General features: G+C 61.0%; 30 protein-coding genes. 19 read left to right on the forward strand and 11 right to left on the reverse strand.

Annotation, left to right across the window (positions count from 1 at the left end):
* Window positions 1-35: 35 nt before the first annotated feature.
* Entirely contained in the window at window positions 36-620 is a 585-nt protein-coding gene (locus AWU82_RS04145; protein ID WP_007956837.1) for a TMEM165/GDT1 family protein, read from the forward strand.
* A 44-nt stretch (window positions 621-664) separates the two neighbouring features.
* Here the strand turns inward: AWU82_RS04145 and AWU82_RS04150 are convergent, their stop codons facing one another.
* Window positions 665-1,483: a M48 family metallopeptidase gene (locus AWU82_RS04150; RefSeq protein ID WP_011335892.1), complete on the reverse strand. Its 819-nt coding sequence runs from the start codon at window positions 1,481-1,483 to the stop codon at window positions 665-667.
* 263 nt (window positions 1,484-1,746) lie between these two features.
* Here AWU82_RS04150 and AWU82_RS29645 point away from each other — a divergent pair, with 263 nt between their 5' ends.
* Window positions 1,747-3,888: a methyl-accepting chemotaxis protein gene (locus AWU82_RS29645; RefSeq protein ID WP_064383983.1), complete on the forward strand. Its 2,142-nt coding sequence runs from the start codon at window positions 1,747-1,749 to the stop codon at window positions 3,886-3,888.
* A gap of 138 nt (window positions 3,889-4,026) precedes the next feature.
* On the opposite strand, the gene AWU82_RS04160 is transcribed toward AWU82_RS29645, so the two are convergent.
* Genes AWU82_RS04160 through AWU82_RS04170 form a run of 3 tightly spaced genes read right to left on the reverse strand, consistent with a single transcriptional unit; the run spans window position 4,027 to window position 5,139 of the window.
* Window positions 4,027-4,650 carry an SOS response-associated peptidase gene (locus tag AWU82_RS04160; RefSeq protein ID WP_064383984.1) on the reverse strand — a complete coding sequence of 208 codons (624 nt, stop codon included), beginning with the start codon at window positions 4,648-4,650 and terminating at the stop codon, window positions 4,027-4,029.
* Window positions 4,651-4,686: 36 nt separating this feature from the next.
* A complete protein-coding gene (locus AWU82_RS04165; RefSeq protein WP_064383985.1) occupies window positions 4,687-4,947 on the reverse strand; it encodes a putative signal transducing protein in 261 nt (86 codons plus the stop codon).
* Window positions 4,948-4,956: 9 nt separating this feature from the next.
* Window positions 4,957-5,139: a CPXCG motif-containing cysteine-rich protein gene (locus AWU82_RS04170; RefSeq protein ID WP_011335896.1), complete on the reverse strand. Its 183-nt coding sequence runs from the start codon at window positions 5,137-5,139 to the stop codon at window positions 4,957-4,959.
* A gap of 142 nt (window positions 5,140-5,281) precedes the next feature.
* On the opposite strand from AWU82_RS04170, the gene AWU82_RS04175 reads away from it, so the two are divergent.
* Complete coding sequence (locus AWU82_RS04175) at window positions 5,282-6,445, forward strand: 1-acyl-sn-glycerol-3-phosphate acyltransferase (RefSeq protein WP_170928982.1); 1,164 nt, start codon at window positions 5,282-5,284, stop codon at window positions 6,443-6,445.
* A 49-nt stretch (window positions 6,446-6,494) separates the two neighbouring features.
* Here the strand turns inward: AWU82_RS04175 and AWU82_RS04180 are convergent, their stop codons facing one another.
* Window positions 6,495-6,773, reverse strand: coding sequence for a hypothetical protein (locus AWU82_RS04180; RefSeq protein ID WP_011335898.1), 279 nt, complete (start codon window positions 6,771-6,773; stop codon window positions 6,495-6,497).
* Between the two features lie 193 nt (window positions 6,774-6,966).
* On the opposite strand from AWU82_RS04180, the gene AWU82_RS04185 reads away from it, so the two are divergent.
* Window positions 6,967-7,173 carry a hypothetical protein gene (locus AWU82_RS04185; RefSeq protein WP_064383986.1) on the forward strand — a complete coding sequence of 69 codons (207 nt, stop codon included), beginning with the start codon at window positions 6,967-6,969 and terminating at the stop codon, window positions 7,171-7,173.
* A 55-nt stretch (window positions 7,174-7,228) separates the two neighbouring features.
* Here the strand turns inward: AWU82_RS04185 and AWU82_RS04190 are convergent, their stop codons facing one another.
* Window positions 7,229-7,813, reverse strand: a complete 585-nt coding sequence (locus tag AWU82_RS04190) for a YajG family lipoprotein (RefSeq protein ID WP_064383987.1) — start codon at window positions 7,811-7,813, stop codon at window positions 7,229-7,231.
* 190 nt (window positions 7,814-8,003) lie between these two features.
* Between AWU82_RS04190 and AWU82_RS04195 the strand changes: the two genes are divergently transcribed.
* Both AWU82_RS04195 and mqo read left to right on the forward strand, forming a co-directional pair.
* Entirely contained in the window at window positions 8,004-8,237 is a 234-nt protein-coding gene (locus AWU82_RS04195) for a hypothetical protein (RefSeq protein WP_039766297.1), read from the forward strand.
* Between the two features lie 700 nt (window positions 8,238-8,937).
* Window positions 8,938-10,446: a malate dehydrogenase (quinone) gene (mqo, locus tag AWU82_RS04200; protein WP_064383988.1), complete on the forward strand. Its 1,509-nt coding sequence runs from the start codon at window positions 8,938-8,940 to the stop codon at window positions 10,444-10,446.
* 75 nt (window positions 10,447-10,521) lie between these two features.
* Here the strand turns inward: mqo and AWU82_RS04205 are convergent, their stop codons facing one another.
* The 3 genes from AWU82_RS04205 to AWU82_RS04215 all read right to left on the reverse strand — a co-directional run bounded on the left by AWU82_RS04205 (window position 10,522) and on the right by AWU82_RS04215 (window position 12,092).
* Window positions 10,522-10,809 (reverse strand): PA4642 family protein, encoded by a 288-nt coding sequence (locus AWU82_RS04205; RefSeq protein WP_064383989.1) that lies wholly within the window; start codon window positions 10,807-10,809, stop codon window positions 10,522-10,524.
* A gap of 63 nt (window positions 10,810-10,872) precedes the next feature.
* Complete coding sequence (locus AWU82_RS04210) at window positions 10,873-11,352, reverse strand: hypothetical protein (protein WP_064383990.1); 480 nt, start codon at window positions 11,350-11,352, stop codon at window positions 10,873-10,875.
* Window positions 11,353-11,534: 182 nt separating this feature from the next.
* On the reverse strand, window positions 11,535-12,092 hold the full coding sequence (locus AWU82_RS04215; protein WP_064383991.1) for a hypoxanthine-guanine phosphoribosyltransferase: 558 nt from the start codon (window positions 12,090-12,092) through the stop codon (window positions 11,535-11,537).
* A gap of 164 nt (window positions 12,093-12,256) precedes the next feature.
* On the opposite strand from AWU82_RS04215, the gene upp reads away from it, so the two are divergent.
* The gene (gene upp / locus AWU82_RS04220) at window positions 12,257-12,895 is read left to right on the forward strand and encodes a uracil phosphoribosyltransferase (RefSeq protein ID WP_007951682.1); all 639 of its coding nucleotides are present in this window, start codon (window positions 12,257-12,259) and stop codon (window positions 12,893-12,895) included.
* Between the two features lie 2 nt (window positions 12,896-12,897).
* The gene (locus tag AWU82_RS04225) at window positions 12,898-14,172 is read left to right on the forward strand and encodes a uracil-xanthine permease family protein (protein WP_064383992.1); all 1,275 of its coding nucleotides are present in this window, start codon (window positions 12,898-12,900) and stop codon (window positions 14,170-14,172) included.
* A gap of 159 nt (window positions 14,173-14,331) precedes the next feature.
* Here the strand turns inward: AWU82_RS04225 and hemH are convergent, their stop codons facing one another.
* The gene (hemH, locus tag AWU82_RS04230; protein ID WP_064383993.1) at window positions 14,332-15,357 is read right to left on the reverse strand and encodes a ferrochelatase; all 1,026 of its coding nucleotides are present in this window, start codon (window positions 15,355-15,357) and stop codon (window positions 14,332-14,334) included.
* A 13-nt stretch (window positions 15,358-15,370) separates the two neighbouring features.
* Window positions 15,371-16,273, reverse strand: a complete 903-nt coding sequence (locus AWU82_RS04235) for a TIGR01777 family oxidoreductase (protein ID WP_064383994.1) — start codon at window positions 16,271-16,273, stop codon at window positions 15,371-15,373.
* A 197-nt stretch (window positions 16,274-16,470) separates the two neighbouring features.
* On the opposite strand from AWU82_RS04235, the gene AWU82_RS04240 reads away from it, so the two are divergent.
* The 11 genes from AWU82_RS04240 (at window position 16,471) to AWU82_RS04290 (ending at window position 26,142) form a co-directional block, all read left to right on the forward strand.
* The gene (locus AWU82_RS04240; RefSeq protein ID WP_064383995.1) at window positions 16,471-17,457 is read left to right on the forward strand and encodes an NAD(P)/FAD-dependent oxidoreductase; all 987 of its coding nucleotides are present in this window, start codon (window positions 16,471-16,473) and stop codon (window positions 17,455-17,457) included.
* Window positions 17,454-17,669, forward strand: coding sequence for a TIGR02450 family Trp-rich protein (locus AWU82_RS04245; protein WP_064383996.1), 216 nt, complete (start codon window positions 17,454-17,456; stop codon window positions 17,667-17,669). The genes AWU82_RS04240 and AWU82_RS04245 overlap by 4 nt, the downstream gene beginning before the upstream one ends.
* Window positions 17,670-17,780: 111 nt before the next feature.
* On the forward strand, window positions 17,781-18,743 hold the full coding sequence (locus AWU82_RS04250) for a YbgA family protein (RefSeq protein WP_064383997.1): 963 nt from the start codon (window positions 17,781-17,783) through the stop codon (window positions 18,741-18,743).
* Window positions 18,743-19,684: a MerR family transcriptional regulator gene (locus tag AWU82_RS04255; protein WP_064383998.1), complete on the forward strand. Its 942-nt coding sequence runs from the start codon at window positions 18,743-18,745 to the stop codon at window positions 19,682-19,684. The genes AWU82_RS04250 and AWU82_RS04255 overlap by 1 nt, the downstream gene beginning before the upstream one ends.
* A gap of 20 nt (window positions 19,685-19,704) precedes the next feature.
* Window positions 19,705-21,150: a deoxyribodipyrimidine photo-lyase gene (gene phrB / locus AWU82_RS04260; RefSeq protein ID WP_139831619.1), complete on the forward strand. Its 1,446-nt coding sequence runs from the start codon at window positions 19,705-19,707 to the stop codon at window positions 21,148-21,150.
* Window positions 21,143-21,565, forward strand: a complete 423-nt coding sequence (locus AWU82_RS04265; protein ID WP_064384000.1) for a nuclear transport factor 2 family protein — start codon at window positions 21,143-21,145, stop codon at window positions 21,563-21,565. The genes phrB and AWU82_RS04265 overlap by 8 nt, the downstream gene beginning before the upstream one ends.
* Window positions 21,562-22,344, forward strand: a complete 783-nt coding sequence (locus AWU82_RS04270; protein WP_064384001.1) for an SDR family NAD(P)-dependent oxidoreductase — start codon at window positions 21,562-21,564, stop codon at window positions 22,342-22,344. Before AWU82_RS04265 ends, AWU82_RS04270 begins: the two co-directional genes overlap by 4 nt.
* On the forward strand, window positions 22,341-23,588 hold the full coding sequence (locus AWU82_RS04275) for an NAD(P)/FAD-dependent oxidoreductase (protein WP_064384002.1): 1,248 nt from the start codon (window positions 22,341-22,343) through the stop codon (window positions 23,586-23,588). Before AWU82_RS04270 ends, AWU82_RS04275 begins: the two co-directional genes overlap by 4 nt.
* Window positions 23,585-24,400: a DUF1365 domain-containing protein gene (locus AWU82_RS04280; protein ID WP_064384003.1), complete on the forward strand. Its 816-nt coding sequence runs from the start codon at window positions 23,585-23,587 to the stop codon at window positions 24,398-24,400. Before AWU82_RS04275 ends, AWU82_RS04280 begins: the two co-directional genes overlap by 4 nt.
* Complete coding sequence (locus AWU82_RS04285) at window positions 24,387-25,658, forward strand: SAM-dependent methyltransferase (RefSeq protein ID WP_064384004.1); 1,272 nt, start codon at window positions 24,387-24,389, stop codon at window positions 25,656-25,658. The genes AWU82_RS04280 and AWU82_RS04285 overlap by 14 nt, the downstream gene beginning before the upstream one ends.
* A complete protein-coding gene (locus tag AWU82_RS04290; RefSeq protein WP_064384005.1) occupies window positions 25,651-26,142 on the forward strand; it encodes a DUF2878 domain-containing protein in 492 nt (163 codons plus the stop codon). Before AWU82_RS04285 ends, AWU82_RS04290 begins: the two co-directional genes overlap by 8 nt.
* Window positions 26,143-26,161 lie beyond the last annotated feature (19 nt).

Below are 26,161 nucleotides of genomic sequence, written 5' to 3' on the forward strand. Positions count from 1 at the left end.
CATAGCCGTGTCGACCCGCCCCTTAGGAAATCCTGATGCTGGACTCGTTACTCGTTCCCACCGCAATCGTTGCCTTGGCCGAAATCGGCGACAAGACGCAACTGCTCGCGCTGATTCTCGCCGCTCGCTTCCGCAAACCCTGGCCGATCATCGCCGGTATCGTGGCTGCGACCCTGGCCAACCACGCGGCAGCCGGTGCGGTCGGCGCCTGGTTCGGCAGCTTCTTCTCCGATTCCGTCCTGCACTGGATTCTCGCCGCAAGTTTCGCCGCCACCGCCCTGTGGACGCTGGTGCCGGACAAGATGGATGACGATGAAGCCAGCACCGCCCGCAAGTTCGGGCCATTCCTGACCACGCTGATTGCGTTCTTCCTCGCGGAAATCGGTGACAAGACCCAGATCGCTACCGTGATGCTGGCGGCGCAATACCCGGAGCTGTGGCTGGTGATCATCGGCACCACGGCGGGCATGCTGATCGCCAACGTGCCGGTGGTACTGGCGGGTAATTTTGCAGCGGAGAAACTGCCACTGACCCTGATCCGTCGACTGGCCGCCTCGGCGTTCCTGATCCTGGCAATCGTCGCGGTCTACAAGGCAATGCAGAGCAGCGGCTGGGTTTGATCCGGCAGATCGCTCCCCCACTCAGTGTGGGAGCGATCATGGTTTCAGGACTTGGGCGCTTTCTCGTAAAGCGGCATGACCTTCGGAATCGCCGCCTGCAACGCAGCCGTGCGGCTGCTGGAAGACGGGTGAGTGCTCATGAACTCCGGCGGCGCGCCTTCAGAGGCCTTGCTCATCTTGTTCCACAGGGTAATGGCGGCATTCGGGTTGTACCCGGCACGCGCGGCCAGTTCCAGACCGATCAGGTCGGCCTCGTTCTCGTTGGCGCGGCTGTTGGGCAGCGTCATGCCGTAGTTGGCCACGGTGTCGGCCAGCGCCAGGCTGTCCTGACCCAGGCCGAGCAACGCACCGGCGCCCTGCTTGGCCATTTCGATGCCATAAGCCTTGGACATGGCTTCACGACCATGCTCGCGCAGGGCGTGGGCGATTTCATGGCCCATGACCGCGGCGATTTCATCGTCGGTGAGTTTCAGGCTGTCGATCAGACCGGTGTAGAAAATGATCTTGCCGCCAGGCCCGCAGTTGGCGTTGAGCTCGTCGCTCTTGATCAGGTTCACTTCCCACTGCCATTGCGCCGCATCCGGACGGAAGTTCGGCGCCTGAGCGATCAAGCGGTTGGCAATCGCCTGAACACGTTTGGCATCGTTGCTGGTCTTGTCCAGCACGCCTTTGCTGGACGCTTCGCCCACGGTCTTCTGATAGGACTGGGCATACATCTGGTCGACCTCTTGCGAGGACAGCATGCTGAACATGTACTGCTTGCGCTCGACGCCCACGGCACCGCCGCTGGTGGTGTTGACCGACTGACAACCGGCCAGCAACAGCGCTGCGCTCAGTGCACTTACAACCAATGTCTTGTTCATTCAAAAGCTCCCTGAAAACCTGCCGCGTATCCTAGGCGGGTAATGGTATCGACGCCAGATACAACGGACGTGTTGCACCTGATTTCAGAAGACCTCCTTCTGACCTGTAGGAAAACATTCATATCCACCGACAAGCCCGCTGCAACTGCGTCGCTCACTGATCCATTTGCGACATTGCGCTGCAATTACTCTCTCTATACCTCATGGCTCAATAGTGGCTGCCGATACAACAGCGCAGACGTCCTCTCGCGTGCGGAGCTCCCATGAAGTTCAAGTCGATCCAGTTTTCCGTGGCTGCCCTGGCCGGCGCCATCGTGCTCAGCGTAGTCGCCGCGTTGGTGCTGTACGCGCTGTTCTCCGGTGCCCGCACCCAGGAAATGGTCCAGCAACGGACCCAGGCCCAGTTCGAGCAAGTCATCGAACAGCGCCTGACGTCGCTGGCGCAGACCCAGGTCAGCCAGATCCAGCGCGAACTGGAAGCGCCACTGTTGATCGCCGGCGGACTGGTACGCGTCAACGCCCTGCTCGGCACGCCGGGCGCCGACGGCCAGCCACGCCTGAACGTCAGCCGCGAGCAACTGATCAGCCTGATCAAGGAAAACGTCGAGAAGAATCCGAAGATTCTCGGCACCTACATCGGCTGGGAAAAGAACGCACTGGACCACAATGACGCGGCCTACGTCGGCACTCAGGTTGTCGGGATCGATCCCGCCAACGGGCGCTTCCTGCCGTGGTGGTTCCGCAACGACGATGGCACCCTGGGCCTGGACAAACTGGTGGACGTCGACGACCAGAAAGTCCTGTCCACCGGCGTGCGCGCCAGCGAGTATTACCTGTGCTCGAAAGAAACCAGGAAATCCTGCGTGATCGATCCGGCCCCGTACAAGGTCGGTGACAAGATCGTCATGCTCGCCTCCTTCATCGAACCGATCATGCTCAACGGCGCGTTCCAGGGCATCGTCGGGGCCGACCTGTCGGTGAACTTCATTCAGGAAATGCTCCTGGGCGCGAACCAGAAACTCTACAGCGGCGCCGGGCAAATGGCCCTGATCGGCAGCAACGGCCGGATCGTCGCCTATACCAAGGACCCGAGCAAATTCGGCGAGAAGGTCAGCGACATCCTCGACGCCCAGCAGATTGCCAACATGGCCAATCTCAAGCGCGGCGAAGTGACTTACACCGTCAATAAAGAGCAAGGCCGGATCGAGTTGTATCTGCCGTTCGGCATCGGCCAGACCGACGCGCGCTGGACACTGATGCTGCAACTGCCGCTCGACGCGGTGATGGCTGATCTGCAAAAGCTGCAAGGCGACCTCGATGCCCAGCGCAAATCCGACACCTTCGGCATGGCCATGGTCGGCCTGATCATTGCCGGCCTCGGCCTGCTGGTGATCTGGCTGGTGGGCCACGGCATCGCCCGTCCCCTGAAGCAAATGGTCACCATGCTCGACGACATTGCCCAGGGCGAGGGCGACCTGACCCGTCGCCTGACCAGTGATCGCAACGACGAACTCGGCTCCATCGCCAAAGGCTTCAATACCTTCCTCGCCAAGTTGCAGGGGATGATCACGCAGGTGGTGTCGTCGGTGCAGAGCGTCAGCGATTCCTCGGAGCACACGGCGGACATCGCGATCCGTACCAATATCGGCATACAGAAACAGATGGCCGAGATCGATCAGGTGGCCACCGCCGTGCAGGAAATGACCGCCACCGCGCAGGATGTGGCGCGCAATGCGACCCAGGCCGCACAAGCCGCCAGCCATGCCGATCAGGCCGCCAGTCAGGGCATGCAGATCGTGCGTGACACCTCCGACTCGATTGGCGTGCTGGCCGTGGAAATCGGCAAGGCCGTGGAAGTGGTGCAGACGCTGGCCAAGGACAGCGAAAACATCAACGCGATCCTGATCGCCATTCGCGGAATCGCCGAGCAGACCAACCTGCTGGCCCTCAACGCGGCGATTGAAGCAGCCCGCGCGGGTGAACAAGGACGCGGCTTCGCGGTGGTGGCCGATGAAGTGCGCAACCTGGCGCAGAAAACCCAGAAGGCCACCGAAGAAATCCAGAGCATGATCCAGCAACTGCAACAGGGTACTCGCGATGTAGTGCGGGTCATGGAAGACAGCCAGAACCGCACCGACGAAAGCGTGCAACACGCGGCCAAGGCAGCCGAAGCGCTGGAAACCATCACCCAGGCAGTGTCGGTGATCAACGACATGAACACCCAGATCGCCAGTGCTGCCGAAGAACAGAGCGCGGTGGCCGACGACATCAACCGCAACGTGATCAATATCGGTCAGGTGGCCAATGAAGTGGCGGGTGGTGCGGATGAGTCGAGTTCGGCGAGTGCGGATCTGACCAAACTGGCGGAGCAGCAGCGGCGGTTGATCAATCAGTTCAAGGTGTAAAGACGCCGGAAGGTCCTTCGGACCTTATCGCGAGCAAGCACGCTCCCACAGGGGAGCATGTAATCAGAACGTGTGTGAGTCCCGAAAATGCAGTGTGGAAGCGAGCTTGCTCGCGAATGGGCCGCGAGCAGCGACACATCAGGCCGGAGTCAGACACTCCGGCCCGTTGAGCTTCGGATCATTGACCAGATTCGCCAGCACCCGCTCGCGCAAGGCAGCGGGTTCGCTGGCGAGCAGGCCTTGCAGGACATGCAGCGGCGTCTCAAGATCGAGCCACGCCGCCTGCCCCGCCTCATCGAGAATCAACGGTCGGCGCTGACTGGCCGCCGGCTGGGTGATCACCGCCGTGCTCAGCCACACCTGCTCCTGCACCGGATACGCCTCCCAGATCGCCGCAAAAAACAACGAAGCCCCCTCCCCCGGTGTCAGCCAGTACGGCCGTTTGCGCACATTGCCGCGCCATTCGTAGAAACCGTTGGCCGGCAGCAGACAGCGCCGCAGCCGCAGGGCTTCACGGAACATCGGCTGTTCGGCGACGGTTTCGGCCCGAGCGTGGGCCGGCGTGCGTGACAGGTCGGTCAGCCACGGCGGCGTCAGGCCCCAACGGGCACGGGCCAGCGTGCGCTGGCCGTCAAGTTCGGCGCGCAGCATCAACACCGAATCGTTGGGGGAAATGTTCCACTGCGCCTGCTGATCGGCAGGAAAACCTGGCAGGCTCGCGAAATCGCGGTTCCAGCGAAACAGGGCATAACGTCCACACATGGGGCAGCACGACTCACAAACAAAACGAACGCCAGCCTAACAGACCAGCGTCCCGGGATAACTGTCCGGTTCATCGCCGGGCAGCGGCAGCGCGGCATTGTACGCACGGATCAGCTCGCGGGCGTATTCGGCCTGGTCGTTATCGACCGACAGGCCCAGCAAACCGAAGATCGGCAACTCCCCCGTGCCGCCCAGCAGATCGCGCCCGACCAGATGCGCCTCGATACCCTCGCTGGCGAGCATGCCCTTGAGCATCTCGCCTTCCATCAGGTTTTCCGGCTCGTAGATTCGCTGCATGGGCGCGCCTCACTCGTTTTCGCTGAAGACTTCCAGAAACCAGTCCTCTCCATGGACCTGCAATACAAAGGTGATCGGCCGACAACACACCTGACAGTCTTCAATATAGGTCTGGTCGCCAGCGGAGAGATCCACGGTCGTCTCGACCTCTTCACCACAATACGGACATTCATATACTGCGCTTTCCAGCATCGCGGTCTCCCGGGTGACTTGTGCGTATAATCGCCGGTCTATTTGCAGGGCTATTTTTGTCTGGCTACTTTTTCAGACCGTGCCCCGTTGGTTTTCGATCAAAACCTTTACTTACCCTAGCCGTTTCCAACAAGAGAGCATGATGGGCGAATTCGATGCCATCCGACCTTACGACGACAGCGAAGTACCTGCGGTACTGGCGCGACTGCTCGGCGACAAGGCGTTTCTAGATATCCTCACCCACTTCCGCTTCCCGCGTTTTGCCGGTGCCTTCGGCTGGATGCTCAAACCACTTATAGCCCATCGGCTGCGTCGTGAGTTCGCCGATGTGACCTCCGTGGCCACTTTGCAGGACAAGGTCGAGTTCTACGTCGACCACACCATCGAGCGCGCCACCGATGGCGTGACTTACACCGGTGTCGAGCAATTCAAGTCCGGCAGCGCTTATCTGTTCATCGCCAACCACCGCGACATCGTCATGGACCCGGCCTTCGTCAACTACGCCGTGTACCACGCCGGCCTGCCGACCCCACGCATTGCAATTGGCGACAACCTGCTGCAAAAGCCGTTCGTCAGCGATCTGATGCGTCTGAACAAGAGCTTCATCGTGCACCGTTCGATCACCGGGCGCCGCGAGAAAATGGCGGCGTATCAACTGCTGTCGGCGTACATCAACCACTCGATCCGCAACGATTGCGCCTCGATCTGGATCGCCCAGGCCGAAGGCCGCGCGAAGGACGGCGACGACCGTACCGAATCGGCGATCCTCAAGATGTTCCACATGAGCCGCAAGGACGAGCCGTTCGGCGAAGTCATTCAGTCGCTGAACCTGACCCCGGTGTCGATCAGCTACGAATACGACCCGTGCGACCAGGCCAAGGCCCGCGAGCTGTACATCCGCGCCACCACCGGCACCTACAGCAAGGCGCCGGGCGAGGATGACGTGAGCATTGCCAAGGGCATCACCGGCTACAAGGGCCGGGTGCACGTGAACTTCGCCGCGCCGATCACCGAGCTGTTCGAGGACACCAAGCAATTGGCAGTCGAAATGGACAAGCAGATTCTCGGCGGCTACCGGTTGTTCCCGGTGCATTACCTGGCATACGCGCAGTGGGCTGATGCCGATCCGCAACTGAACGTGCCGAAGGCTGCCGAAGTGTTCGGTGCCGAGGAACTGGCCAAGGCCCAGGAAGAATGGCAAAGCCGTCTGGACGCTTGCCCGCAAGAGCATCGTCCGTATCTGGTGCTGCAATATGCGACGCCGGTGCGCAATCAGTACCGGGTCAAGGCTGGCCTGCCGCTGTAAGCGGTGTCGGCTGGATACAAGAACGGCGCCTTCGGGCGCCGTTTTTCGTTCAGAAGCGGGTACTGATCCAGGACACCAGCAACGCCAGGCCCAGGCAGGCAAAACCGAAGCGATAGAAGAAGCGGTTCATGCGCAGGGTCGCCCAATCGAGCACCGGTTCCTGATCCGGCTGACTCTGACGCTGGGCCGCGATACTGGCCATGGCCCGTTGTTCACGGCGGCGGGTCGCGTGCAGCAGCCAACTGCCGGGAAAGGCCAGCAGCAGGGCCAACAGGTTGATCAGCTTGGCGGGATGGGCGGTAAACAGCGTCATCAAGTGCAGCGACATCACAGACCTCAATCTAGACCGGTATGGCGAGCGCCAGACCGACGACCGCGGCGCGGATTCTACCGAAACCCTCCCCGACTGCCCTACCCTTTACGACAAATAACCCGCCAATCGACCGATGGCTGTCCTGTGTCACGGCATCGTCATTTGTTTCAGTCACCCTGCGCGCCTCGAAACCGACACGGAACGCGACATGCTTCACGCTGAAAACCAGGATCGCCTGTACCTCATCTCCCCGTCCGACGAGCAGCAAACCTTCGTCGGCAGCCTGGCCTTCAATGTCCAGGATCGCCACTGGCTGGTGTATTGCGCCCTCGGCGGGCACCAGCATGCGGACTTGCCCGAGACCGACCTGCTGACCGGCGTCAGCGTTCTCGACTTCTATTCACAAGCCGCCTGAACGAAAAAGCCCGGAGCCATCACTGGCCCCGGGCTTTTTCACATCAACCGAACACTTACTCGGCGAGGACCTGACCCACGGTCGGGTCCTTGAACAGACGGGTCAGCGCATCGCTCAGCACGTCGCTGACCAGTTTGGTGTTGGTTTCCTGGTTCGGCGCCATGCCGAAACGCTGGTCCAGCGAGGCACCGTAACGGCCGCTGTAGCGACGGTTGGCGTTCTGCACGTCGGAGCGGAAGGTCGCGCCGATGGTGGCCTCGGTCACGTACATGCCTTCTTTCGGCGACTGGTATTTCAGTTCCGACAAGGTCACGGTCAGTTGCGGTGCATTGGGCGCGTTGTTGGTCGGAGTGAACCCGAGCAGACGCACGGCCGCCTCAGCCTGGGCCTGCAACTTCGGCAGGATCTGCTCGCGCTGAACAGTGATGGCGCTGGTTTCCGGGTACAGGCCGCCACGGGTGCCGAGGGTTGGCGACGGACGACCGTCGACCACACGAACCACGACAGGCTGGCCGTGGCCGACCGGTGCCAGCTGAGTGGTCAGCTTCGGTTCCGGGCTCAGTTGTTGCGGGCTGTGGGCGCAGCCAACCAGAGTCAAACTGGTCACAGTGATCAAACCGAACAACAGGCGTTGCAACATGCTCTTCTCTCCAGAATCAGGCACAGACAGGCCGGCAGTATAGCGGTGGGCCACTGTGGGTCACCAGCACTGAAATCTCAGACAAAACCCGCTGCCAGCGGTTCCTGTCACAGATTCTTCACCCCCCATACACGTGCGCGTCACGGCCCTTTGCCAATCTTCCTCACAGATCCCCAAAAGGAACACTGCCATGCGCTATCTGATCTCGTTGTTCGCCCCACGCCCGCTGCACCGCAGCTTTGCCCTGCTCGACCGCAACGGCCATTGCCAGGCTTTCAAGCAATGCAGCCTGCAACCGATGGGTGACGGCTGGGTGGAAATCGAGGAAATCCGTCTCAACTGGCTGCACCAGCCACTGCCCGCCAGCGCCCGGGTCGAACAGCAGCGCCCACGCGCACGGGCTCAGGCGATGTTGAGCATCTGACCGGATGCCTAATAAAAGTCATTAAACTCGACCAACTCCACGCATTTCTTCGATACAATCTCCCCCCGATTATAAGGACGTCTCCTGATCGGGCCCCGCAACAGCGTCAATGCGCTTGCATTGGCATCCAAATCGCCCACAGAGAGCCGCCCACACAGATCGAGTGAAGCTGGCGTGCTTGCTGTTTCCCTGGCAAATCCCGCTTTTCGCGAATCTGCAGAGCTGTCATGACGCTCGGCCACTGAGTAGTTTGCCCCTCCGGGCACGGTGCCAGCCCCGGACAGCCCTTTTTGAGGTTCACGTCTTCAAAAGAGCGTGAAAAAAACGGGTTTTCACAACTTCACAAGAGTGTGGCGAGCAAATGAATAGTTTTGCGTCTGAACATGCACCATTAGCGTCTGAAACAGCCCAACGACACAGGAACGGGAACGCCTCGACTACCGGAGCCTGAAGCCTGTCCGCTACGGATTTGGTTGCACAAACGGATGTCTCGACCATAAGTCGAATTGCCAGCCCCGTGCCGAAATGAGTTCATGGGACTCTTTAAGCCAGGCCGCACGCATCCGTCGAAGTTGCGAAAAATTGCGAAGATTCGGACATGGCACACCTGACCAAGGATACCCGGGGCTCAACTGACCTGCCCTGGACGCCTGGCAGCCATGCCGACAATTTGGTGCTGCAGATTTTGGAGACGCGTTAAATGGCGCATAACGAAGCAGTCGACGTAGTTCTGGTTGGGGCCGGCATCATGAGTGCCACCCTCGCAGTACTGCTCAAAGAGCTCGACCCGGCGATCAAGCTGGAAGTCGTCGAGTTGATGGATTCCGGTGCCGCGGAGAGTTCCAACCCCTGGAACAACGCCGGTACCGGCCACGCCGGCCTGTGCGAGCTGAACTACACGCCGCAGGCTGCCGACGGCACCGTCGACATCAAGAAGGCCGTGCACATCAACACCCAGTTCGAGGTGTCGAAGCAGTTCTGGTCGTACCTGACCAGGAAAGGCACGTTCGGCTCGTGCAAATCCTTCATCAGCCCGGTGCCGCACCTGAGTTACGTCGAGGGTGAGAAAGGCGTGTCGTTCCTCAAGGAACGTTTCAATACGCTGCGCAAGCACCACGCCTTCGCCGACATGGAATACACCGAAGACAAGGCGAAGATGACCGAGTGGATGCCGCTGATGATGCCGGGTCGTCCGAAAGACCAGGTGCTCGCCGCCACCCGCGTGATCAACGGCACCGACGTCAACTTCGGCGCCCTGACCAATCAGCTGCTCAAGCACCTGACCAGCGCACCCGATGCCCAGGTCAAGTACTGCAAGCGCGTGACCGGCCTCAAGCGTAACGCCAACGGCTGGACCGTCAGCATCAAGGACGTCAACAGCGGCAGCAGCCGTGAAGTCGACGCCAAATTCGTGTTCCTCGGCGCCGGTGGCGCGGCCCTGCCGCTGCTGCAAGCCTCGGGCATCGAAGAGAGCAAAGGCTTCGGCGGTTTCCCGATCAGCGGCCAGTGGCTGCGTTGCGACAACCCGGAAGTGGTCAAGCATCACCAGGCCAAGGTTTACAGCCAGGCCGCCGTGGGTTCGCCACCGATGTCCGTGCCGCACCTGGACACCCGCGTGGTCGATGGCAAGAAATCCCTGCTGTTCGGGCCATACGCCGGCTTCACCACCAAGTTCCTCAAGCACGGTTCCTTCATGGACCTGCCGCTGTCGGTTCGCGCCGGCAACATCGGGCCGATGCTGGCCGTGGCGAAAAACAACATGGACCTGACCAAGTACCTGGTCAGCGAAGTGATGCAGTCGATGGAACAGCGCCTGGAATCCCTGCGTCGTTTCTACCCGGAGGCGAAAGCCGAAGACTGGCGCCTGGAAGTGGCCGGCCAACGGGTGCAGATCATCAAGAAAGACCCGAAAAAAGGCGGCATCCTGCAGTTCGGTACCGAACTGGTCGCTGCAAAGGACGGCTCCCTCGCCGCCCTGCTCGGCGCTTCGCCAGGCGCTTCGGTGACCGTTTCGATCATGCTGGAACTGATCGAGAAATGCTTCCCGGCCAAGGCCAAGGGTGAGTGGGCTGCCAAACTGGCGGAAATCTTCCCGGCCCGCGAAAAGGTCCTGGAAACCGACGCTGCGCTGTATCGCAAGATCAACACGCAGAACAACGTCGCGCTGGAACTGGTTGAAGCCAGCAACGAGACCGAAAGCTACGCCTGATTCGGCTCCATGAAAAACGCCCCGCACTCGGTGAGTGCGGGGCGTTTTTTTATGCCTGTGGAAAACTTCGGCCGATCAGCCGCGGGCTTTTTCGATCAGCTCGATGTATTCCGCCGCGTTGCGTTGATCGCGGATCTGGTCGACGAAGGTCTGGCCGTGCTCGTCCTTTCCGTCCAGGTCATAACCGGCGGCAACGAAGAACGTCAGGAAACGCTCGAAATCGTCGATACGCAGGCCACGGTAAGCCTTGACCAGTTTGTGCAGCGACGGCGAAGTGGCGTCGACCGGCTCAAAATCGAGGAACAGCTTGATCTGCTCATCGCCGATCTCGTCACCAATCACTTGCTTCTTATCTTTACGCATTGCCGACTCCAGCTCGCAGACATTTCACGGGGCGGGCAGTTTACCCCTGCGCAGGCACAAGGCTCAACGCGAGCGCGTGCTGCCGGTGTGCAAATCGGCCCAGATGTGGCCGTTGGCGTAGGTCAGGAACTGGCAATACACGGTGTCGTTGCGCAACAGATCAATCACCACCCGGTACTGGGCCAGCGGGTAGTAGAGCGTCAGTGTCTTGCTCTTGGCGTCATACGCCGGCTTTTTCAGGCTTTTGCTTTCGCCATCGAAGTTGACCAGCACCTGATTGATCGTCGCTCCCTTGTTCAGGGATTTGCCTTTGAGGCGGATCATCAAGGACGAGGTGACCGGAATCGGCTGCTGATTGGACTGGCGCTGGGCCCCCACCACCACGGAATAGTCGGTGACCTGCAACAGTTGCTGCTGCTCGGGCTCGGCATCACGCAGAGTCAGGTCGTCGGGCGGCAGGAATTGGCTGTGCAGCGGGGCGGCGGCCAGGGGCAGGCTGAGGGTCAGCAACAGGGCGGCGCAGCTGCGGATCAAGAGGCTCATGACAGACTCCGGGAGGCGGGGCCGAGCACTCTAGCATGGGTATCGCGGATGGATCAGCACACACAAAACAACTGTGGGAGCGTGGCTTGCCCGCGATAGCGTCGGCATATCCGACATCAATGTGTCAGACAGTCCGCCATCGCGGGCAAGCCCGCTCCCACAGGGATCGGGGTTACCCGGAATTACATGCCTTTGACGGCGAAAATTCCGTTGGCGTTGCGCCAGTAGCCTTTGTAGTCCATGCCGTAACCGAAGATGTAACGGTCGATACACGGCAGGCCGACGAAGTCGGCTTTCAGGTCAGGACGGGCCTTGCGGTCGTGGTCCTTGTCGATCAGCACGGCAGTGTGCACTTTGCGCGCGCCGGCGTGACGGCAGAAGTCGATGATCGCGCCCAGGGTGTGACCTTCGTCGAGGATGTCGTCGATGATCAGCACGTCACGGTCGATGAACGAGACTTCCGGCTTGGCTTTCCAGAACAGGTCGCCGCCGCTGGTTTCGTTGCGGTAACGGGTGGCGTGCAGGTAGGACGCTTCCAGCGGGAACTGCAGATGCGTCAGCAGTTTGCCGGAGAAGATCAGGCCGCCGTTCATCACGCAGAACACCACCGGGTTGCTGTCGGCCAGTTGTTCGTTGATTTGTACACCGACGCGGGCAATGGCAGCCTCGACTTCAGCTTCGGTGTACAGGCAGTCAGCCTCTCGCATGATTTGACGGATATGCTCGAGATCAGCGGACATGGCGCTCTCCAGGGGGACGGATTTCGGAAAAGCGAGCAAAGGTACGCATCAACCGGGGCCGAATCAAGCATTTGTGGACTAACGTACTGTATGTCCTATAGGACATCACCCTCGGATAGATTAATCTAGGCCGGTTTTTTTGCCCGCCGCCGGAGCCTTTCCCCATGTCCATCCAAGAGATCCGCCATCCGCTGATCCGTCACAAACTTGGCCTTATGCGCCGTGCAGACATCAGCACCAAGAATTTCCGCGAGCTCGCTCAGGAAGTCGGTGCCCTGTTGACCTATGAAGCGACCAAAGACCTGCCGCTGGAAACCTACGATATCGAAGGTTGGTGCGGCACCGTGTCGGTCGAGAAAATCGCCGGCAAGAAGATTACCGTCGTGCCGATCCTGCGTGCTGGCATCGGCATGCTCGAAGGCGTGCTGAGCCTGATCCCGGGCGCCAAAGTCAGCGCCGTCGGCGTTGCCCGTAACGAAGAAACCCTGCAGGCCCACACCTATCTGGAAAAACTGGTTCCGGAAATCGACGAACGCCTGGCGATGATCATCGACCCGATGCTCGCCACCGGCAGCTCCATGGTCGCGACCATCGACCTGCTGAAGAAAGCCGGTTGCAAGGACATCCGCGCAATGGTGCTGGTTGCCGCGCCGGAAGGTATTGCCGCTGTCGAGAAAGCTCATCCGGACGTGATCATCTACACCGCGTCCATCGACCAGAAACTCAACGAGCACGGTTACATCATTCCTGGGCTTGGCGACGCCGGTGACAAGATCTTCGGCACCAAGCAGAAGGACGCGTAAGCATGCAGCAAGAGTTCAACGATCCGCTCTGGCGTACGGTGCTGTCCGGCGCACAGATGCTGTTCGTGGCTTTCGGCGCCCTGGTGCTGATGCCACTGATCACGGGCCTGGACCCGAACGTGGCACTGTTTACCGCAGGTTTAGGCACGATTCTGTTCCAGATCGTCACCGGGCGTCAGGTGCCGGTGTTCCTGGCGTCGAGCTTCGCCTTCATCACCCCGATCATTCTCGCCAAGGGTCAGTTCGGCCTCGCCGCGACCATGGGCGGCGTGATGGCGGCCGGTTTCGTTTACACCTTCCTCGGCCTGGCCGTGAAGATCAAAGGCACCGGGTTCATTGACCGTCTGCTGCCGCCAGTCGTAATTGGCCCGGTGATCATCTCCATTGGCCTGGCGATGGCGCCGATTGCCGCGAACATGGCGATGGGCAAGGCTGGCGACGGCTCGGAGCTGATCCATTACCAGACCGCAATGATGATCTCGATGCCGGCGCTGCTGACCACGTTGATCGTGGCGGTGTTCGGCAAAGGCATTTTCCGTCTGGTGCCGATTATTTCCGGGGTGCTGGTGGGCTTTGCCCTGTCCTTCTACTTCGGCGTGGTCGACACCGCGAAAATTGCCGCAGCACCATGGTTCGCCCTGCCGGCCTTTACCGCTCCGGAATTCAACTGGCAGGCGATCCTGTTCATCGTCCCGGTGGCGCTGGCCCCGGCCATCGAACACATCGGCGGCGTGATTGCGGTCGGCAGCGTGACCGGTCGCGACTACCTGAAGAAGCCGGGCCTGCATCGCACCCTGCTCGGTGACGGTATCGCCACCACGGCTGCCGGCCTGTTCGGTGGTCCGCCCAACACGACCTACGCGGAAGTGACTGGCGCGGTGATGCTGACCAAGAACTACAACCCGAAAATCATGACCTGGGCGGCGATCTTCGCCATCAGCCTGGCGTTCATCGGCAAGTTCGGCGCCCTGCTGCAAAGCATTCCGGTGCCGGTGATGGGCGGGATTCTGTGCCTGCTGTTCGGTTCGATCGCGGCGGTGGGGATGAACACTCTGATCCGTCACAAGATCGACCTGGGCGAGGCGCGCAATCTGGTGATCGTTTCGGTGACCCTGGTGTTCGGTATCGGCGGTGTGCTGGTCGGCACCGGCACCGGTCCGGATGATTTCGGGCTCAAAGGCATCGCGCTGTGCGCGGTGGTGGCGATTGCGCTGAACCTGCTGCTGCCGGGCAACGACAGCTGGAAACAGAAGAAGGCGGATGAGCCGCTGATCTAAGCCTTGGCTTCAAGATCGTTCCCACGCGGATCACCCCACACTGATCGTTCCCACGCTCTGCGTGGGAATGCCTCTGGGGACGCTCCGCGTCCAGTGACGCGGAGCGTCACGGGCTGCATTCCCACGCGGAGCGTGGGAACGATCAATCATCGACGATCATCAAAGGGCCAATGGCGCCCGTTCACACAACGTTGCCAACGCCTTCGCCCATTGCGGGTCGTCATTCAGACACGGCACCAGCACCAACTCCTCGCCCCCCGCCTCGCGGAACTGCTCCTTGCCGCGATCGCCGATCTCTTCCAGGGTCTCGATGCAATCGGCGACAAACGCCGGGCACATCACCAGAATCTTCTTCACGCCACTTTTGGCCAGCTCATCCAGCCGCGCTTCGGTGTAGGGTTCGATCCATTTCGCCCGGCCCAGCCGCGACTGAAACGACACCGACCATTTGCCGTCCGGCAGGCCCATGCGCTCAGCGAACAACGCCGCTGTGCGCAGGCATTGGGCGCGATAACAGGTGGCCAATACGGCAGCCGAAGCATTCTTGCAGCAATTTTCATTCTTGAAGCAATGGTTGCCGGTCGGGTCAAGCTTGGTCAGGTGCCGCTCCGGCAAACCATGGAAGCTCAGCAACAGGTGATCGTAATCCTGCTGCAAGTGCGGTCTGGCGCTGGCCACCAAGGCATCGAGGTATTCCGATTGATCGTAGAACGGCTGCAACACCGACAGTTGCACATCGAGTTTTTTCTCGCGCACCACACGCTTGGCTTCTTCAATCACGGTGGTGGTGGTGCTGTCGGCGAACTGTGGATAAAGCGGTGCGAGGGTGATGCGTTTATGCCCCGCCGCTACCAGCTTCATCAGACTTGTCTCAATCGACGGCTCGCCGTAACGCATGGCCAGTTCCACCGGGCCGTGAGTCCACTGAGCCTTCATCTGCTGCTGCAGGCGACGACTGAGGACCACCAGCGGCGACCCTTCATCCCACCAGATCGAGGCGTAGGCGTGGGCCGACTGCTCGGGGCGCTTGATCAGGATCAGCGACACCAGCAGACGCCGCACCGGCCACGGCAGGTCGATCACGTAAGGATCCATCAGGAATTGATTGAGATAGCGGCGCACGTCGGCCACCGAAGTGGAGGCCGGCGAACCCAGGTTGACCAGAAGCAAGGCGTGATCGGTCATGCAACGTCCTATTTCAGAGGCGGCTGGAAAGATCGTCCAGGGCCGCGCGTAAATCCGTGAACCGGAAAGTGAATCCCGCTTCCAGCAAGCGCTTGGGCATGGCCCGTTGGCCACCCAGCAACAGCAATGACATCTCGCCGAGCCCGACCTTCAAGGCGAGGGCCGGCATCGGCATGAACGCCGGGCGGTGCAGCACACTGCCCAGCGTCTTGGCGAATTCGCGATTGCGCACCGGTTTCGGCGCGCACGCATTATAAGGACCGCTCGCCTGATTGCAGTGCAGAAGAAAATCAATCAGGGCGATTTGATCGTCGATATGAATCCACGGCATCCACTGCCGACCGTTGCCCAAAGGCCCGCCCAGCCCGAGCTTGAACGGCAGCAGCAGGCGCGACAAAAAGCCGCCCTCGGCCGACAGCACCAGCCCGGTGCGCACCAGCACCACGCGAATATCCATCGCCTCGGCACGTTGCGCGGTTTCTTCCCAGGCGATGCACAACTGGCTGGCGAAATCGTCGATCACCGGCGGCGAGTCCTCGGTCAACTCGCGCTCGCCGCCGTCACCGTACCAACCCACCGCCGAACCCGAGATCAGCAGCGACGGTTTTTGCCCGCGCTTTTCCAGCCACGCCAACAACGATTCGGTCAGCGAGATCCGGCTGCTCCACAACAGCGCCTTGCGTCGATGGGTCCACGGCCGGTCGGCAATTGGCGCGCCGGCGAGGTTGACGATCACGTCGACCGGCTCGTCGCCAAGGTCCTCCAGACGCGCAATGCCACGCACCTGGGCGCCACAGATGTTCGCGACTTTTTCCGGACGACGACTCCAGACCGTCAGGCGATGCCCCTGCCCGGACCAGTGCCGGCAAAGCTGGCGTCCGATCAATCCAGTACCGCCGGTCAGCAATATGTGCATGACTTCTTCCTCGCGTGGCGTTTTACCCCGATCACTAGTCTATTTTTATAAACAGGGATCTTTTCTATCGGGCAGGCTCTATTGTTTAACCATAGGCCAAGCTGTCAGAACCAGAACGCTGGAAGTTATACCAAAAAACAGAATTGTACAGGTTTCATCCACGGCGTAGTCTGTACAGAAAGGTAAACGAGGCCCCTATGACTGTACCTATCGCAATCATTGGCACCGGCATCGCCGGACTCTCCGCCGCCCAGGCCCTTACGGATGCCGGGCATACCGTCCAGTTGTTCGATAAAAGCCGCGGCAGCGGAGGGCGCATGTCGAGCAAACGCAGTGACGCCGGCTCGCTGGACATGGGCGCGCAGTATTTCACTGCCCGTGACCGACGCTTCGTGACCGAAGTCCAGCGCTGGCAAAGCAAAGGCTGGGTTACCGAATGGGCGCCACAGCTCTACACCTTTCATGGCGGGCAGTTGAACCTGTCGCCGGACGAACAGACCCGCTGGGTCGGCACGCCGCGCATGAGTGCCATCACCCGGGGCCTGCTCGATGGCCTGGAAGTGCATTTCGCCTGTCGCATCACCGAGGTCTATCGCGGTGAACAACACTGGCACCTGCAGGACGCCGAAGGCTTCACCCACGGGCCGTTCAGCCACGTCGTGATCGCCACCCCGGCGCCCCAGGCTACTGCCCTGCTGGCCGCCGCGCCGAAACTCGCCGGTGCCGCAGCCGGGGTGAAAATGGATCCGACCTGGGCCGTCGCCCTCGCCTTCGACACGCCGCTGGATACGCCGATCGAAGGCTGCTTCGTCCAGGACAGCGCCCTCGACTGGCTGGCCCGCAACCGCAGCAAACCGGGGCGCGACACCACATGCGACACTTGGGTCCTGCACGCTACCAGCGCCTGGAGCAGGCAGCACATCGACCTGCCCAAGGAAGCGGTGATCGAACAATTGCACGGCGCCTTCGCCGAGTTGCTGCACAGCGCCATGCCGGCCCCGACCTTCAGCCTCGCCCACCGCTGGCTCTATGCCCGGCCTGCCAGCAGTCATGAATGGGGCACTCTGGCCGACGCCGACCTGGGTCTGTACGCCTGTGGCGACTGGTGCCTGTCGGGTCGGGTCGAAGGGGCATGGCTCAGTGGTCAGGAGGCGGCAAGACGCTTGCACGAACACTTGCAGTGAACCGTATCAATCCGCGCAAATTGCTGCTGTCGAAATGGACAGCAGCCCACCCGCAAAACCGTGAAAAGCATTTTCTGGTGACCGAACTGTTCCGTGACGAGGACGGTACGGTGCTGGAAATCGAATTGCAGGCTGTGCTCACCCGGCGTACCGAGCAATGCGACTGGCGCGCTTTGCAGGATGACTCACACTGGAAAATGGGCTGGCGCTAAAAACCTCAAAAAACTTATACAAAAAGTTTGACTTGTACACCCATGAATCTATGCTGAGAGAATGTTGTACAGATCTATTCGTCTGTACAGGATCAGATTCGAGGTTGTTGCATGTCCGACTCATCGACGTCCCTGCCAAAAATCGCCATCAGCGCCTGCCTGATGGGGGCCGAAGTTCGCTACAACGGCGGCCACAAGGAATCGCGTTTGTGCAGCCGCACCCTGGCCGAGCATTTTGAGTTCGTTCCCGTCTGTCCTGAGGTAGCGATTGGTCTCGGGATACCCCGCGAGCCGATTCGTCTGGTAGGCGACCCGCAAAAGCCTGATGCGGTCGGCACCGTCAATCCATCGATCAATGTTACCCAGCCACTGGCCGCTTACGGCGAGAAAATGGCCGGGGAACTCAGTGACATCTGCGGCTACATCTTCATGCAGCAATCGCCGTCCTGCGGACTGGAGCGGGTCAAGGTCTACCACGCCAACGGCGCACCGGTGAATGGTGGCGGGCGCGGCATTTACGCCGACGCGTTCTGTGCACGGCATCCGGACCTGCCGGTGGAAGAAGCCGGGCGTCTTAACGATCCGGTGCTGCGGGAAAATTTCATCACCCGCGTACTCGCCTACCGCGAATGGCAGCAAGTGCTCCAGCAAGGCTTGAGCCGCCGCGCGCTCACCGACTTCCATTCGCGCTACAAATACCTGCTGATGGCTCACAACCCGGTGCAATACAAGGCGCTGGGCAATCTGCTGGGCAACATGGGCCGGACCGACCCGATCGAACTGGGCCCACGCTATTTCACTGAACTGATGGCGGCACTCAAGAAATGCGCCACCCGCCGCACCCACAGCAATGTCCTGCAGCACATCAGTGGCTACCTGAAGCAGGCCATCAGCCCCGAAGACAAACAGGAAGTGCAGCACATCATCGGCCAATACCGACACGGCATCGTGCCGCTGGTAGTACCGCTGACGCTGCTCAAACATCACTTTCGCCTCCACCCGGATCCCTACATTGCGCAGCAGGTGTACCTGCAGCCGCATCCGGAAAACCTCAGCCTGCGAAACGCCATTTGATGAACGACTCACTCGACACCAGCGCCCGTGAAGACCTCGGCGCCGACTTCAAGAAAGCCCTCGACGAAGGCTGGCTGCCGATCCGCGAAGTCGCGCGTCAGACCGGCGTCAATGCCGTCACCCTGCGCGCCTGGGAACGGCGCTACGGGCTGATCGTGCCGCAACGCACACCCAAGGGCCATCGCCTGTACAACGCCGATCATGTGCTGCGTATCCAGAATATTCTCACCTGGCTCAACCGTGGCGTAGCGGTCAGCCAGGTCAAACCGCTGCTCGACACGGCCCAGGCCTTGAACGAACCGGTGGAAGACGAATGGCATCCCCTGCGTCAGGCCGCCCTGTTGGCGGTCACTCAACTGAACGAGCGCAGCCTCGACGACAGCGTCAACCAGGCGATGGCGCTGTATCCGCCGCGCACCCTGTGTGAGCAATTGTTGCTGCCGCTGCTGAGCGATCTCGAACAACGTTGGCAGGGCCAGTTCGGGGCGCAGATGGAGCGCGTGTTCTTTTATGCCTGGTTGCGCAGCAAATTCGGCGCACGCATCTACCATAACAACCGTCAGTTGCGCACTGCGCCGCTGCTGCTGGTCAATCAATCGGACCTGGCGCTGGAGCCGCATCTGTGGCTCTGCGCCTGGCTCATCAGCAGCGCCGATTGCCCGGTACAAGTACTCGACTGGCCGCTGCCGGCCGGCGAACTGGCATTGGCAACCGATACCCTGCAAGCCCGTGGCGTACTGCTGTATTCCAGCAAAGCCCTGAACCTTGCCCAACTGCCGAAACTGTTGAATGGCATCAGCTGCCCGAAACTGATTGCCGGACCAACGGTGTGCATTCACCACGCCGAGTTGTCCGCAGAGACTTCCGATTTCGCTGATCTGCTCCTGGCCGAAGACCCTCTTTCGGCGCATCGGGTGCTCATTCAGCGTGGATTGATTTAATGATTCAGACAGAGACCGACATGCAATTGATCTGGCTGCGCAGCGACCTGCGCCAACACGACAACACCGCCCTCGCGGCCGCCGCCGAGCGTGGCCCGACCGTGGCTGTGTACCTGTTGAGTCCGCAGCAGTGGCAGGAACATGACGACGCGCCGTGCAAGATCGATTTCTGGCTGCGCAATCTGCACGAGCTGAGCAAAAGCCTCGGCGACCTGAACATGCCGCTCCTGATCCGCACCGCGTCTCACTGGGATCAGGCACCGGCGGTGCTGCTCGAGCTGTGTCGGCAACTGAAGATCGAGGCAGTGCACGTCAACGAGGAATACGGCATCAACGAAAGCCGTCGCGACGCAGCCGTTGCCAAGGCGCTGCAAGCCGAAGGCATAACGCTCCATAGCTACCTCGACCAATTGCTGTTCAAGCCCGGCAGCGTGCTGACCCGCACCGGCACTTACTTTCAGGTGTTCAGTCAGTTCCGCAAAGTCTGCTACGAGCACCTGCACCGTTCGATGCCTTCGCTGAAACAGGCGCCGGGCAAACAGTCAGCGCTGAACATCGCCAGCGACCCCGTTCCAGAAGCCATCGAAGGATTCCCGACTCCCGGCGCATCCCTGCGCGCCCTGTGGCCCGCCGGTGAAACCGAGGCCCGGCGACGCCTCGACACGTTCGCCGATGCACAGATCGACTATTACAAGAGCGAACGTGACTTCCCGGCCAAACCCGGCACCAGCCAGCTCTCGGCCTATCTGGCCGCTGGCGTGATCTCGCCGCGCCAATGCCTGCACGCCGCCCTGCAAAGCAATCAGGGCGAATTCGAAAGCGGCAAGGTCGGCGCTGTCACCTGGATCAACGAATTGCTGTGGCGTGAGTTCTACAAACACATCCTCGTCGGTTACCCACGGGTTTCACGGCATCGCGCATTCCGTCCGGAAACCGAAGCCCTGGCCTGGCGTGATGCCCCCGAGGATCTGGCCGCCTGGCAGGAAGCCCGCACCGGCCTGCCGATCATCGATGCAGCCATGCGCCAACTGCTGGAAACCGGCTGGATGCACAACCGGCTGCGAATGGTGGTGGCGATGTTTCTGACCAAGAACCTGTTGATCGACTGGCACGAAGGCGAGCGTTTCTTCATGCGCCACCTGATCGACGGCGACCTGGCCGCGAACAACGGCGGCTGGCAGTGGAGCGCCTCGACCGGCACCGACTCGGCGCCGTACTTTCGCATCTTCAACCCGGTCAGCCAGTCGGAAAAATTCGACAGCGAAGGCTTGTTCATCAAGCACTGGCTGCCGGAGCTGGCCGGACTGAACAAAAAAGACGTACACAACCCGGCCAGTGCCGGCGGGCTGTTCGGCGTCGCGGACTATCCGCCGCCGATCGTCAATCTGAGCACATCGCGGGAGCGGGCGCTGGCAGCCTTCAAGAACCTGCCGTCGCGGTCGTCTCAAGGAGAGAGCGATGAGTGAATTTCTGCGCGGTTTTGCCCAGCGGTTCGCACAGTTGAATAAAGACAATTTGCGCAAACTGGACGAACTGTACAGCGAGGACATTCATTTTACCGATCCGCTGCACGAAGTGCAGGGACTGGCGCAACTGCGCAGCTACTTCAGCGAGTTGTACGCCAACGTCAACGAACTGCGCTTTGATTTCCACGGTTTCGACCAGATCGGCGACGGCGAAGGTTATTTGCGCTGGGTCATGAGCTACCGCCACCCGCGCCTGGCCAGCGGGCAACTGATTCGAGTCTCCGGCTGCTCGCACCTGCTCTGGCGCGACAAGGTTTACCGTCATCGGGATTACTTCGATGCCGGAGCACTGCTTTATGAACATTTACCCATATTGGGTCGGGTGATCGCCTGGCTGAAAAGGAGATTGGGATGAGTCGTACAGCTCCACGGCGTTATTGGCTGACCGGTGCCAGCAGTGGCATCGGCGCGGCACTCGCGGAAGAAATTCTGAAGAGCGGCGCACATCTGGCGGTCAGTTCCCGACAGGTCGCGCCGCTCAAAGTGTTGGCACAGCGCTATCCGGGCCAGGTGCTGGTAGTGCCGGGAGACCTGACCAACAGCCAGACTGTCCGGGAAATCGGCGAGAAGATCGCCATGGACTGGGGCGCGCTGGACACAGTGATCCTCAACGCCGGCACCTGTGAGTACGTCGATGCCCGACAGTTCGACGCCTCGATCATCGAGCACGTGGTGCGCACCAACCTGCTCGCCAGCAGCTATTGCATCGAAGCCGCGCTGCCCTTGCTGCGCAAAGGGACGGCACCGCATCTGGTGGGCATGGCCAGCTCGGTGACCTATGTGCCGCTGCCCCGCGCCGAAGCCTATGGCGCATCGAAGGCCGGGCTGCGCTATCTGTTCGAGTCCCTGCGTATCGATCTGGCGGACGAAGGCATTGAAGTGACCGTGATCAGCCCCGGTTTTGTAGAGACACCGCTGACCGCCAAAAATGATTTCCCGATGCCGCTCAGTTGGCCTGTGGATAAAGCCGCACGGCACATCTTCGCCAAGCTGAAAGATCGACCGCTGGAAATCGCCTTTCCGGCACTGTTCATGGCGGTGCTGTGGCCACTGTCGAAAATGCCTGCGCGGGTACAACTGGCAATTGGCAAACGCATGGTGCGCAGCAACCCTCCGCTCAAGGACGCAACATGAAGATCGCCATTGTCGGCAGCGGCATCGCCGGTTTGACCTGTGCCTATCTGCTCGCTCGTCGGCATGACATTACGGTGTTTGAAGCCGACGCCCGGATCGGCGGCCACACGCACACCGTGCCTGTGACCGTGGACGGGCGCGAGTATGCGGTGGACACCGGCTTCATCGTGTTCAACGACTGGACGTATCCCAACTTCATCCGTTTGCTTGGCCAACTGGGTGTGACGTTCAAACCCACCGAGATGAGCTTTTCGGTCAACGATCCGGACACCGGTCTGGAATACAACGGCAACAACCTGAACAGCCTGTTTGCCCAGCGCAGCAATCTGCTGTCGCCCGGATTCTGGGGCATGTTGCGCGACATCCTGCGATTCAATAAAGAAGCCCGGCGCGACCTTGCCGAACAGCGGATCACCGCGGACACCACACTCGACGATTACCTCAAGGCCGGCGCTTACGGCGAGCGCTTCATCCTGCATTACATCGTGCCGATGGGCGCGGCGATCTGGTCGATGCCGATGGCCGAAATGCTCAATTTTCCGTTGCAGTTCTTCGTGCGTTTTTTTGAGAACCACGGGTTGCTGTCGGTCAGCAACCGTCCGCAATGGCAGGTCATCGAGGGGGGTTCCAGCGCTTACATTGCGCCGTTGACCGCATCGTTCAAGGAGCGTATCCGCCTGAATTGCCCGGTGGGCCGGATCGATCGTGATGCGCACGGCGTGGTTATCCACAGCCCGGCCGGCATCGAACGTTTCGACAAAGTGGTGCTGGCCTGCCACAGCGACCAGGCCCTGCGACTGCTGGGAAGTCCTGACGATAAAGAAAGGGAAATCCTCGGCGCCCTGCCCTACGCCGACAACGAAGTGCTGCTGCACACCGACACCCGTCTGCTGCCCACGCGCAAGCGGGCCTGGGCCAGCTGGAACTATCGCCTCGGCGGAGCCGGTCATACCCGGGCGGCCGTGACCTACGACATGAACATTCTGCAAGGCATCCAGAGCGACACCACGTTCTGCGTCAGCCTCAACCAGAGCGCTGGCATCACGCCGTCCAAAGTGCTGGCGCGCTTCACCTATGCCCACCCGCAATTCAGCCTCGCGGCCGTGGCGGCACAGCAGCGCTGGGCTGAAATCGACGGCGCGCAACACACGCATTATTGCGGCGCCTATTGGGCCAACGGTTTTCATGAGGACGGCGTGGTCAGCGCCCTGCGCGTGGCCGCAGCCTTCGGAGAAAGTCTGTGAACAGCGCGCTCTACAGTGGCTGGATTGCCCATCGGCGATTCGCACCGCGCCGTCATCAATTCCGTTACCGGATCGGCATGCTGTATCTGGATCTGGCTGAACAGGAAGCGGTGCTGGGCCTGTCCCGACTGGCGGGTTCGAGCCGCTTTGCGCCGTTTTCATTTCGCGAAACCGATTACCTGAAAACCTTCACCGACCGGGGCGTGCGCCTGAGCGATGCGGTGCGCCAGTTGGTCGGCGAAGCCCTGGGCCATGCGCCGCAAGGTTCGATCTGCCTGCTGACCCAACCGCGCAGCTGGGGCCTGTCGTTCAACCCGGTGAGCTTTTTCTACTGCCACGAGGCCGACGGCCAACTGGCGGCGATTCTCTGCGAAGTCCGCAACACGCCGTGGCGCGAGCGTTATCACTACGTGCTGCCGGCTCGAGCGCCGACTCATCTGCAGGACTTTCATCAGCACTTTGCCGTGACCAAGGCCTTTCACGTGTCGCCGTTCCTGCCGCCGGACCTGGAATACCGCATGAGCTTCAGCCCGGCCGCGCAGACTTTGGGCGTACACATGGCCGACTGGCAGGGTGAGCAAAAACTGTTCGACGCCACCCTCGACCTGCAACGCGAACCCCTTGATCGAAGCCACTTGCACCGACACCTGTGGCGCTTTCCCTGGATGACTGCCAAGACCGCGCTGGCGATCTATTGGCAGGCGCTGCGCCTGTTGCTCAAGCGCACCCCGGTGTATGACCACCAGCGCGCCGACGACCGTTTTCGAACCGCCACTGTACCGACCGAGGAACGCCACCATGAAATCCACTAGCGTCTCGGCCAAAGCCAGCCTGTTCAGCCCTCACGGCCTGAGCGGTTCGCTGCTGCGCCGGGGAGTACTGCGCCAGCTGGAGCAGCTCAAGCAGGGTCAACTGATCGTCATCGAGGACGGCGAGCGCCACGTCTTCGGCACGCCGGGCAGCGCCCTGGTGGGCGAGATTCAAGTTCTGGATCCGGCCGTCTGGGGACTGGTCGCCGGCAATGGTTCGATCGGTGCGGGCGAAGCCTTCATCCATGGCTACTGGCGCTCGCCGGACCTGACGGCCGTGGTGCGGGTCTTCGTCAGCAACCTTGAAGTGCTCGACGCAATGGAAGGTGGCCTGGCCCGGCTCGGTCGCCCGCTGGTGCGCGGGCTGCACTGGCTCAACCGCAATACGCGCAAGGGCTCGCAGAAAAACATCGCCGCTCATTACGATCTGGGCAATGACCTGTTCGAGCAGTTTCTTGACCCGACCATGATGTATTCGGCCGCGCAGTTCCTCAGCCCTGACGACAGCCTGGAGCAGGCGCAACTGAACAAGCTGGAGCGGATCTGCCAGAAACTCGCGCTCAAGCCCGGCGACCATCTGCTGGAAATCGGCACCGGTTGGGGCAGCATGGCGCTCTACGCGGCGCAGCATTATGGCTGCAAAGTCACCACCACCACGCTGTCGAAAGAGCAGTTCGCCTTCACCGCGGCCCGCATCGAACGCCTCGGTTTGCAGGATCAAGTGACGCTGCTACTCAAGGACTACCGCGACCTCACCGGCCAGTACGACAAACTGGTGTCGATCGAAATGATCGAGGCGGTCGGCCACCGCTTTCTGCCGACCTACTTCAAGCAATGCGCGCAGCTGCTCAAGAGCAACGGCCTGATGCTGCTGCAAGCGATCACCATCCGCGAACAGCGTTACGAACAGGCCCGCCGTGGCGTGGACTTCATCCAGCGCTACATTTTCCCCGGCGGTGCCCTGCCCTGCGTACAGAAAATGCTCGAAATCGTCGGCCGCGACACCGATATGAACCTGTTGCACATGGAAGATTTCGGCCTGCATTACGCCCGCACCCTGCGCCTGTGGCACGAGAACTTCCGCCATGCTCACGGCCGTTTGACCGAACTGGGCTATGACGATTACTTCCTCAGGTTGTGGGAGTTCTACCTGTGTTACTGCGAGGGCGGATTTCTTGAGCGCACCATCGGCACCGCACAACTGGTGCTGGCCAAACCGGCGGCGATGACCGCGCCTTTGCTGGGCCGGTTCGATGCTTGAGCGGTTGGCCAACGCGGTGCTGTTCCAGATCGGCTGGCTGGCCTGCGTGCTCGGTGGCGACAGCCTTTGGCTGCTACTGGCGCTGGCGGTGCTGGTGATTCATCTGCGCTGGATCAGCAGCTGGGCGCAGGAAGGTCGCCTGTTGCTCTGCGTAGTGATTATCGGCACGGCGGTGGACAGTACGCTGCGCGGTCTCGGGGTCTTCGAGTTCAAGGATCTGTCGCCGCTGATCCCGCTGTGGCTGATGTTGCTCTGGGCGTTGTTTGCCACGACGTTGCGCCATTGCCTGCAATGGAGCGCCAGGCCGTGGTGGCTCGCCAGCCTGCTTGGCGCAGTCGGGGGCGCCCTGTCCTACGGTGCCGGCGGACGACTGGCCGGCGTGCAGTTTCCTCACGGTGAGCTTGCGACCCTGATCGGCGTGGCGCTGCTGTGGGCGATGCTGTTTCCGTTGCTGCATCAATTGTCCCGACGGCTGGCGCGCTAAACGCCTGTCAGGCCTTTCA

Origin of the sequence: Pseudomonas glycinae, from assembly GCF_001594225.2 — a bacterium.
GTDB lineage: Bacteria > Pseudomonadota > Gammaproteobacteria > Pseudomonadales > Pseudomonadaceae > Aquipseudomonas > Aquipseudomonas glycinae.

Coding starts and splice junctions, on each gene's coding strand:
- AWU82_RS04215 (WP_064383991.1), bottom strand. CDS start 12,092: ATGTCCGCTGATCTCGAGCATATCCGTCAAATCATGCGAGAGGCTGAC.
- AWU82_RS04190 (WP_064383987.1), bottom strand. CDS start 7,813: ATGTTGCAACGCCTGTTGTTCGGTTTGATCACTGTGACCAGTTTGACT.
- AWU82_RS04250 (WP_064383997.1), top strand. CDS start 17,781: ATGTCCGACTCATCGACGTCCCTGCCAAAAATCGCCATCAGCGCCTGC.
- AWU82_RS04265 (WP_064384000.1), top strand. CDS start 21,143: ATGAGTGAATTTCTGCGCGGTTTTGCCCAGCGGTTCGCACAGTTGAAT.
- phrB (WP_139831619.1), top strand. CDS start 19,705: ATGCAATTGATCTGGCTGCGCAGCGACCTGCGCCAACACGACAACACC.
- AWU82_RS04170 (WP_011335896.1), bottom strand. CDS start 5,139: ATGCTGGAAAGCGCAGTATATGAATGTCCGTATTGTGGTGAAGAGGTC.
- AWU82_RS04165 (WP_064383985.1), bottom strand. CDS start 4,947: ATGCAGCGAATCTACGAGCCGGAAAACCTGATGGAAGGCGAGATGCTC.
- AWU82_RS04175 (WP_170928982.1), top strand. CDS start 5,282: ATGGGCGAATTCGATGCCATCCGACCTTACGACGACAGCGAAGTACCT.
- AWU82_RS04225 (WP_064383992.1), top strand. CDS start 12,898: ATGCAGCAAGAGTTCAACGATCCGCTCTGGCGTACGGTGCTGTCCGGC.
- hemH (WP_064383993.1), bottom strand. CDS start 15,357: ATGACCGATCACGCCTTGCTTCTGGTCAACCTGGGTTCGCCGGCCTCC.
- AWU82_RS04240 (WP_064383995.1), top strand. CDS start 16,471: ATGACTGTACCTATCGCAATCATTGGCACCGGCATCGCCGGACTCTCC.
- AWU82_RS04275 (WP_064384002.1), top strand. CDS start 22,341: ATGAAGATCGCCATTGTCGGCAGCGGCATCGCCGGTTTGACCTGTGCC.
- AWU82_RS04235 (WP_064383994.1), bottom strand. CDS start 16,273: ATGCACATATTGCTGACCGGCGGTACTGGATTGATCGGACGCCAGCTT.
- AWU82_RS04150 (WP_011335892.1), bottom strand. CDS start 1,483: ATGAACAAGACATTGGTTGTAAGTGCACTGAGCGCAGCGCTGTTGCTG.
- AWU82_RS04195 (WP_039766297.1), top strand. CDS start 8,004: ATGCGCTATCTGATCTCGTTGTTCGCCCCACGCCCGCTGCACCGCAGC.
- AWU82_RS04210 (WP_064383990.1), bottom strand. CDS start 11,352: ATGAGCCTCTTGATCCGCAGCTGCGCCGCCCTGTTGCTGACCCTCAGC.
- AWU82_RS04145 (WP_007956837.1), top strand. CDS start 36: ATGCTGGACTCGTTACTCGTTCCCACCGCAATCGTTGCCTTGGCCGAA.
- upp (WP_007951682.1), top strand. CDS start 12,257: ATGTCCATCCAAGAGATCCGCCATCCGCTGATCCGTCACAAACTTGGC.
- AWU82_RS04180 (WP_011335898.1), bottom strand. CDS start 6,773: ATGTCGCTGCACTTGATGACGCTGTTTACCGCCCATCCCGCCAAGCTG.
- mqo (WP_064383988.1), top strand. CDS start 8,938: ATGGCGCATAACGAAGCAGTCGACGTAGTTCTGGTTGGGGCCGGCATC.
- AWU82_RS04160 (WP_064383984.1), bottom strand. CDS start 4,650: ATGTGTGGACGTTATGCCCTGTTTCGCTGGAACCGCGATTTCGCGAGC.
- AWU82_RS04205 (WP_064383989.1), bottom strand. CDS start 10,809: ATGCGTAAAGATAAGAAGCAAGTGATTGGTGACGAGATCGGCGATGAG.
- AWU82_RS04290 (WP_064384005.1), top strand. CDS start 25,651: ATGCTTGAGCGGTTGGCCAACGCGGTGCTGTTCCAGATCGGCTGGCTG.
- AWU82_RS04185 (WP_064383986.1), top strand. CDS start 6,967: ATGCTTCACGCTGAAAACCAGGATCGCCTGTACCTCATCTCCCCGTCC.
- AWU82_RS04255 (WP_064383998.1), top strand. CDS start 18,743: ATGAACGACTCACTCGACACCAGCGCCCGTGAAGACCTCGGCGCCGAC.
- AWU82_RS29645 (WP_064383983.1), top strand. CDS start 1,747: ATGAAGTTCAAGTCGATCCAGTTTTCCGTGGCTGCCCTGGCCGGCGCC.
- AWU82_RS04270 (WP_064384001.1), top strand. CDS start 21,562: ATGAGTCGTACAGCTCCACGGCGTTATTGGCTGACCGGTGCCAGCAGT.
- AWU82_RS04285 (WP_064384004.1), top strand. CDS start 24,387: ATGAAATCCACTAGCGTCTCGGCCAAAGCCAGCCTGTTCAGCCCTCAC.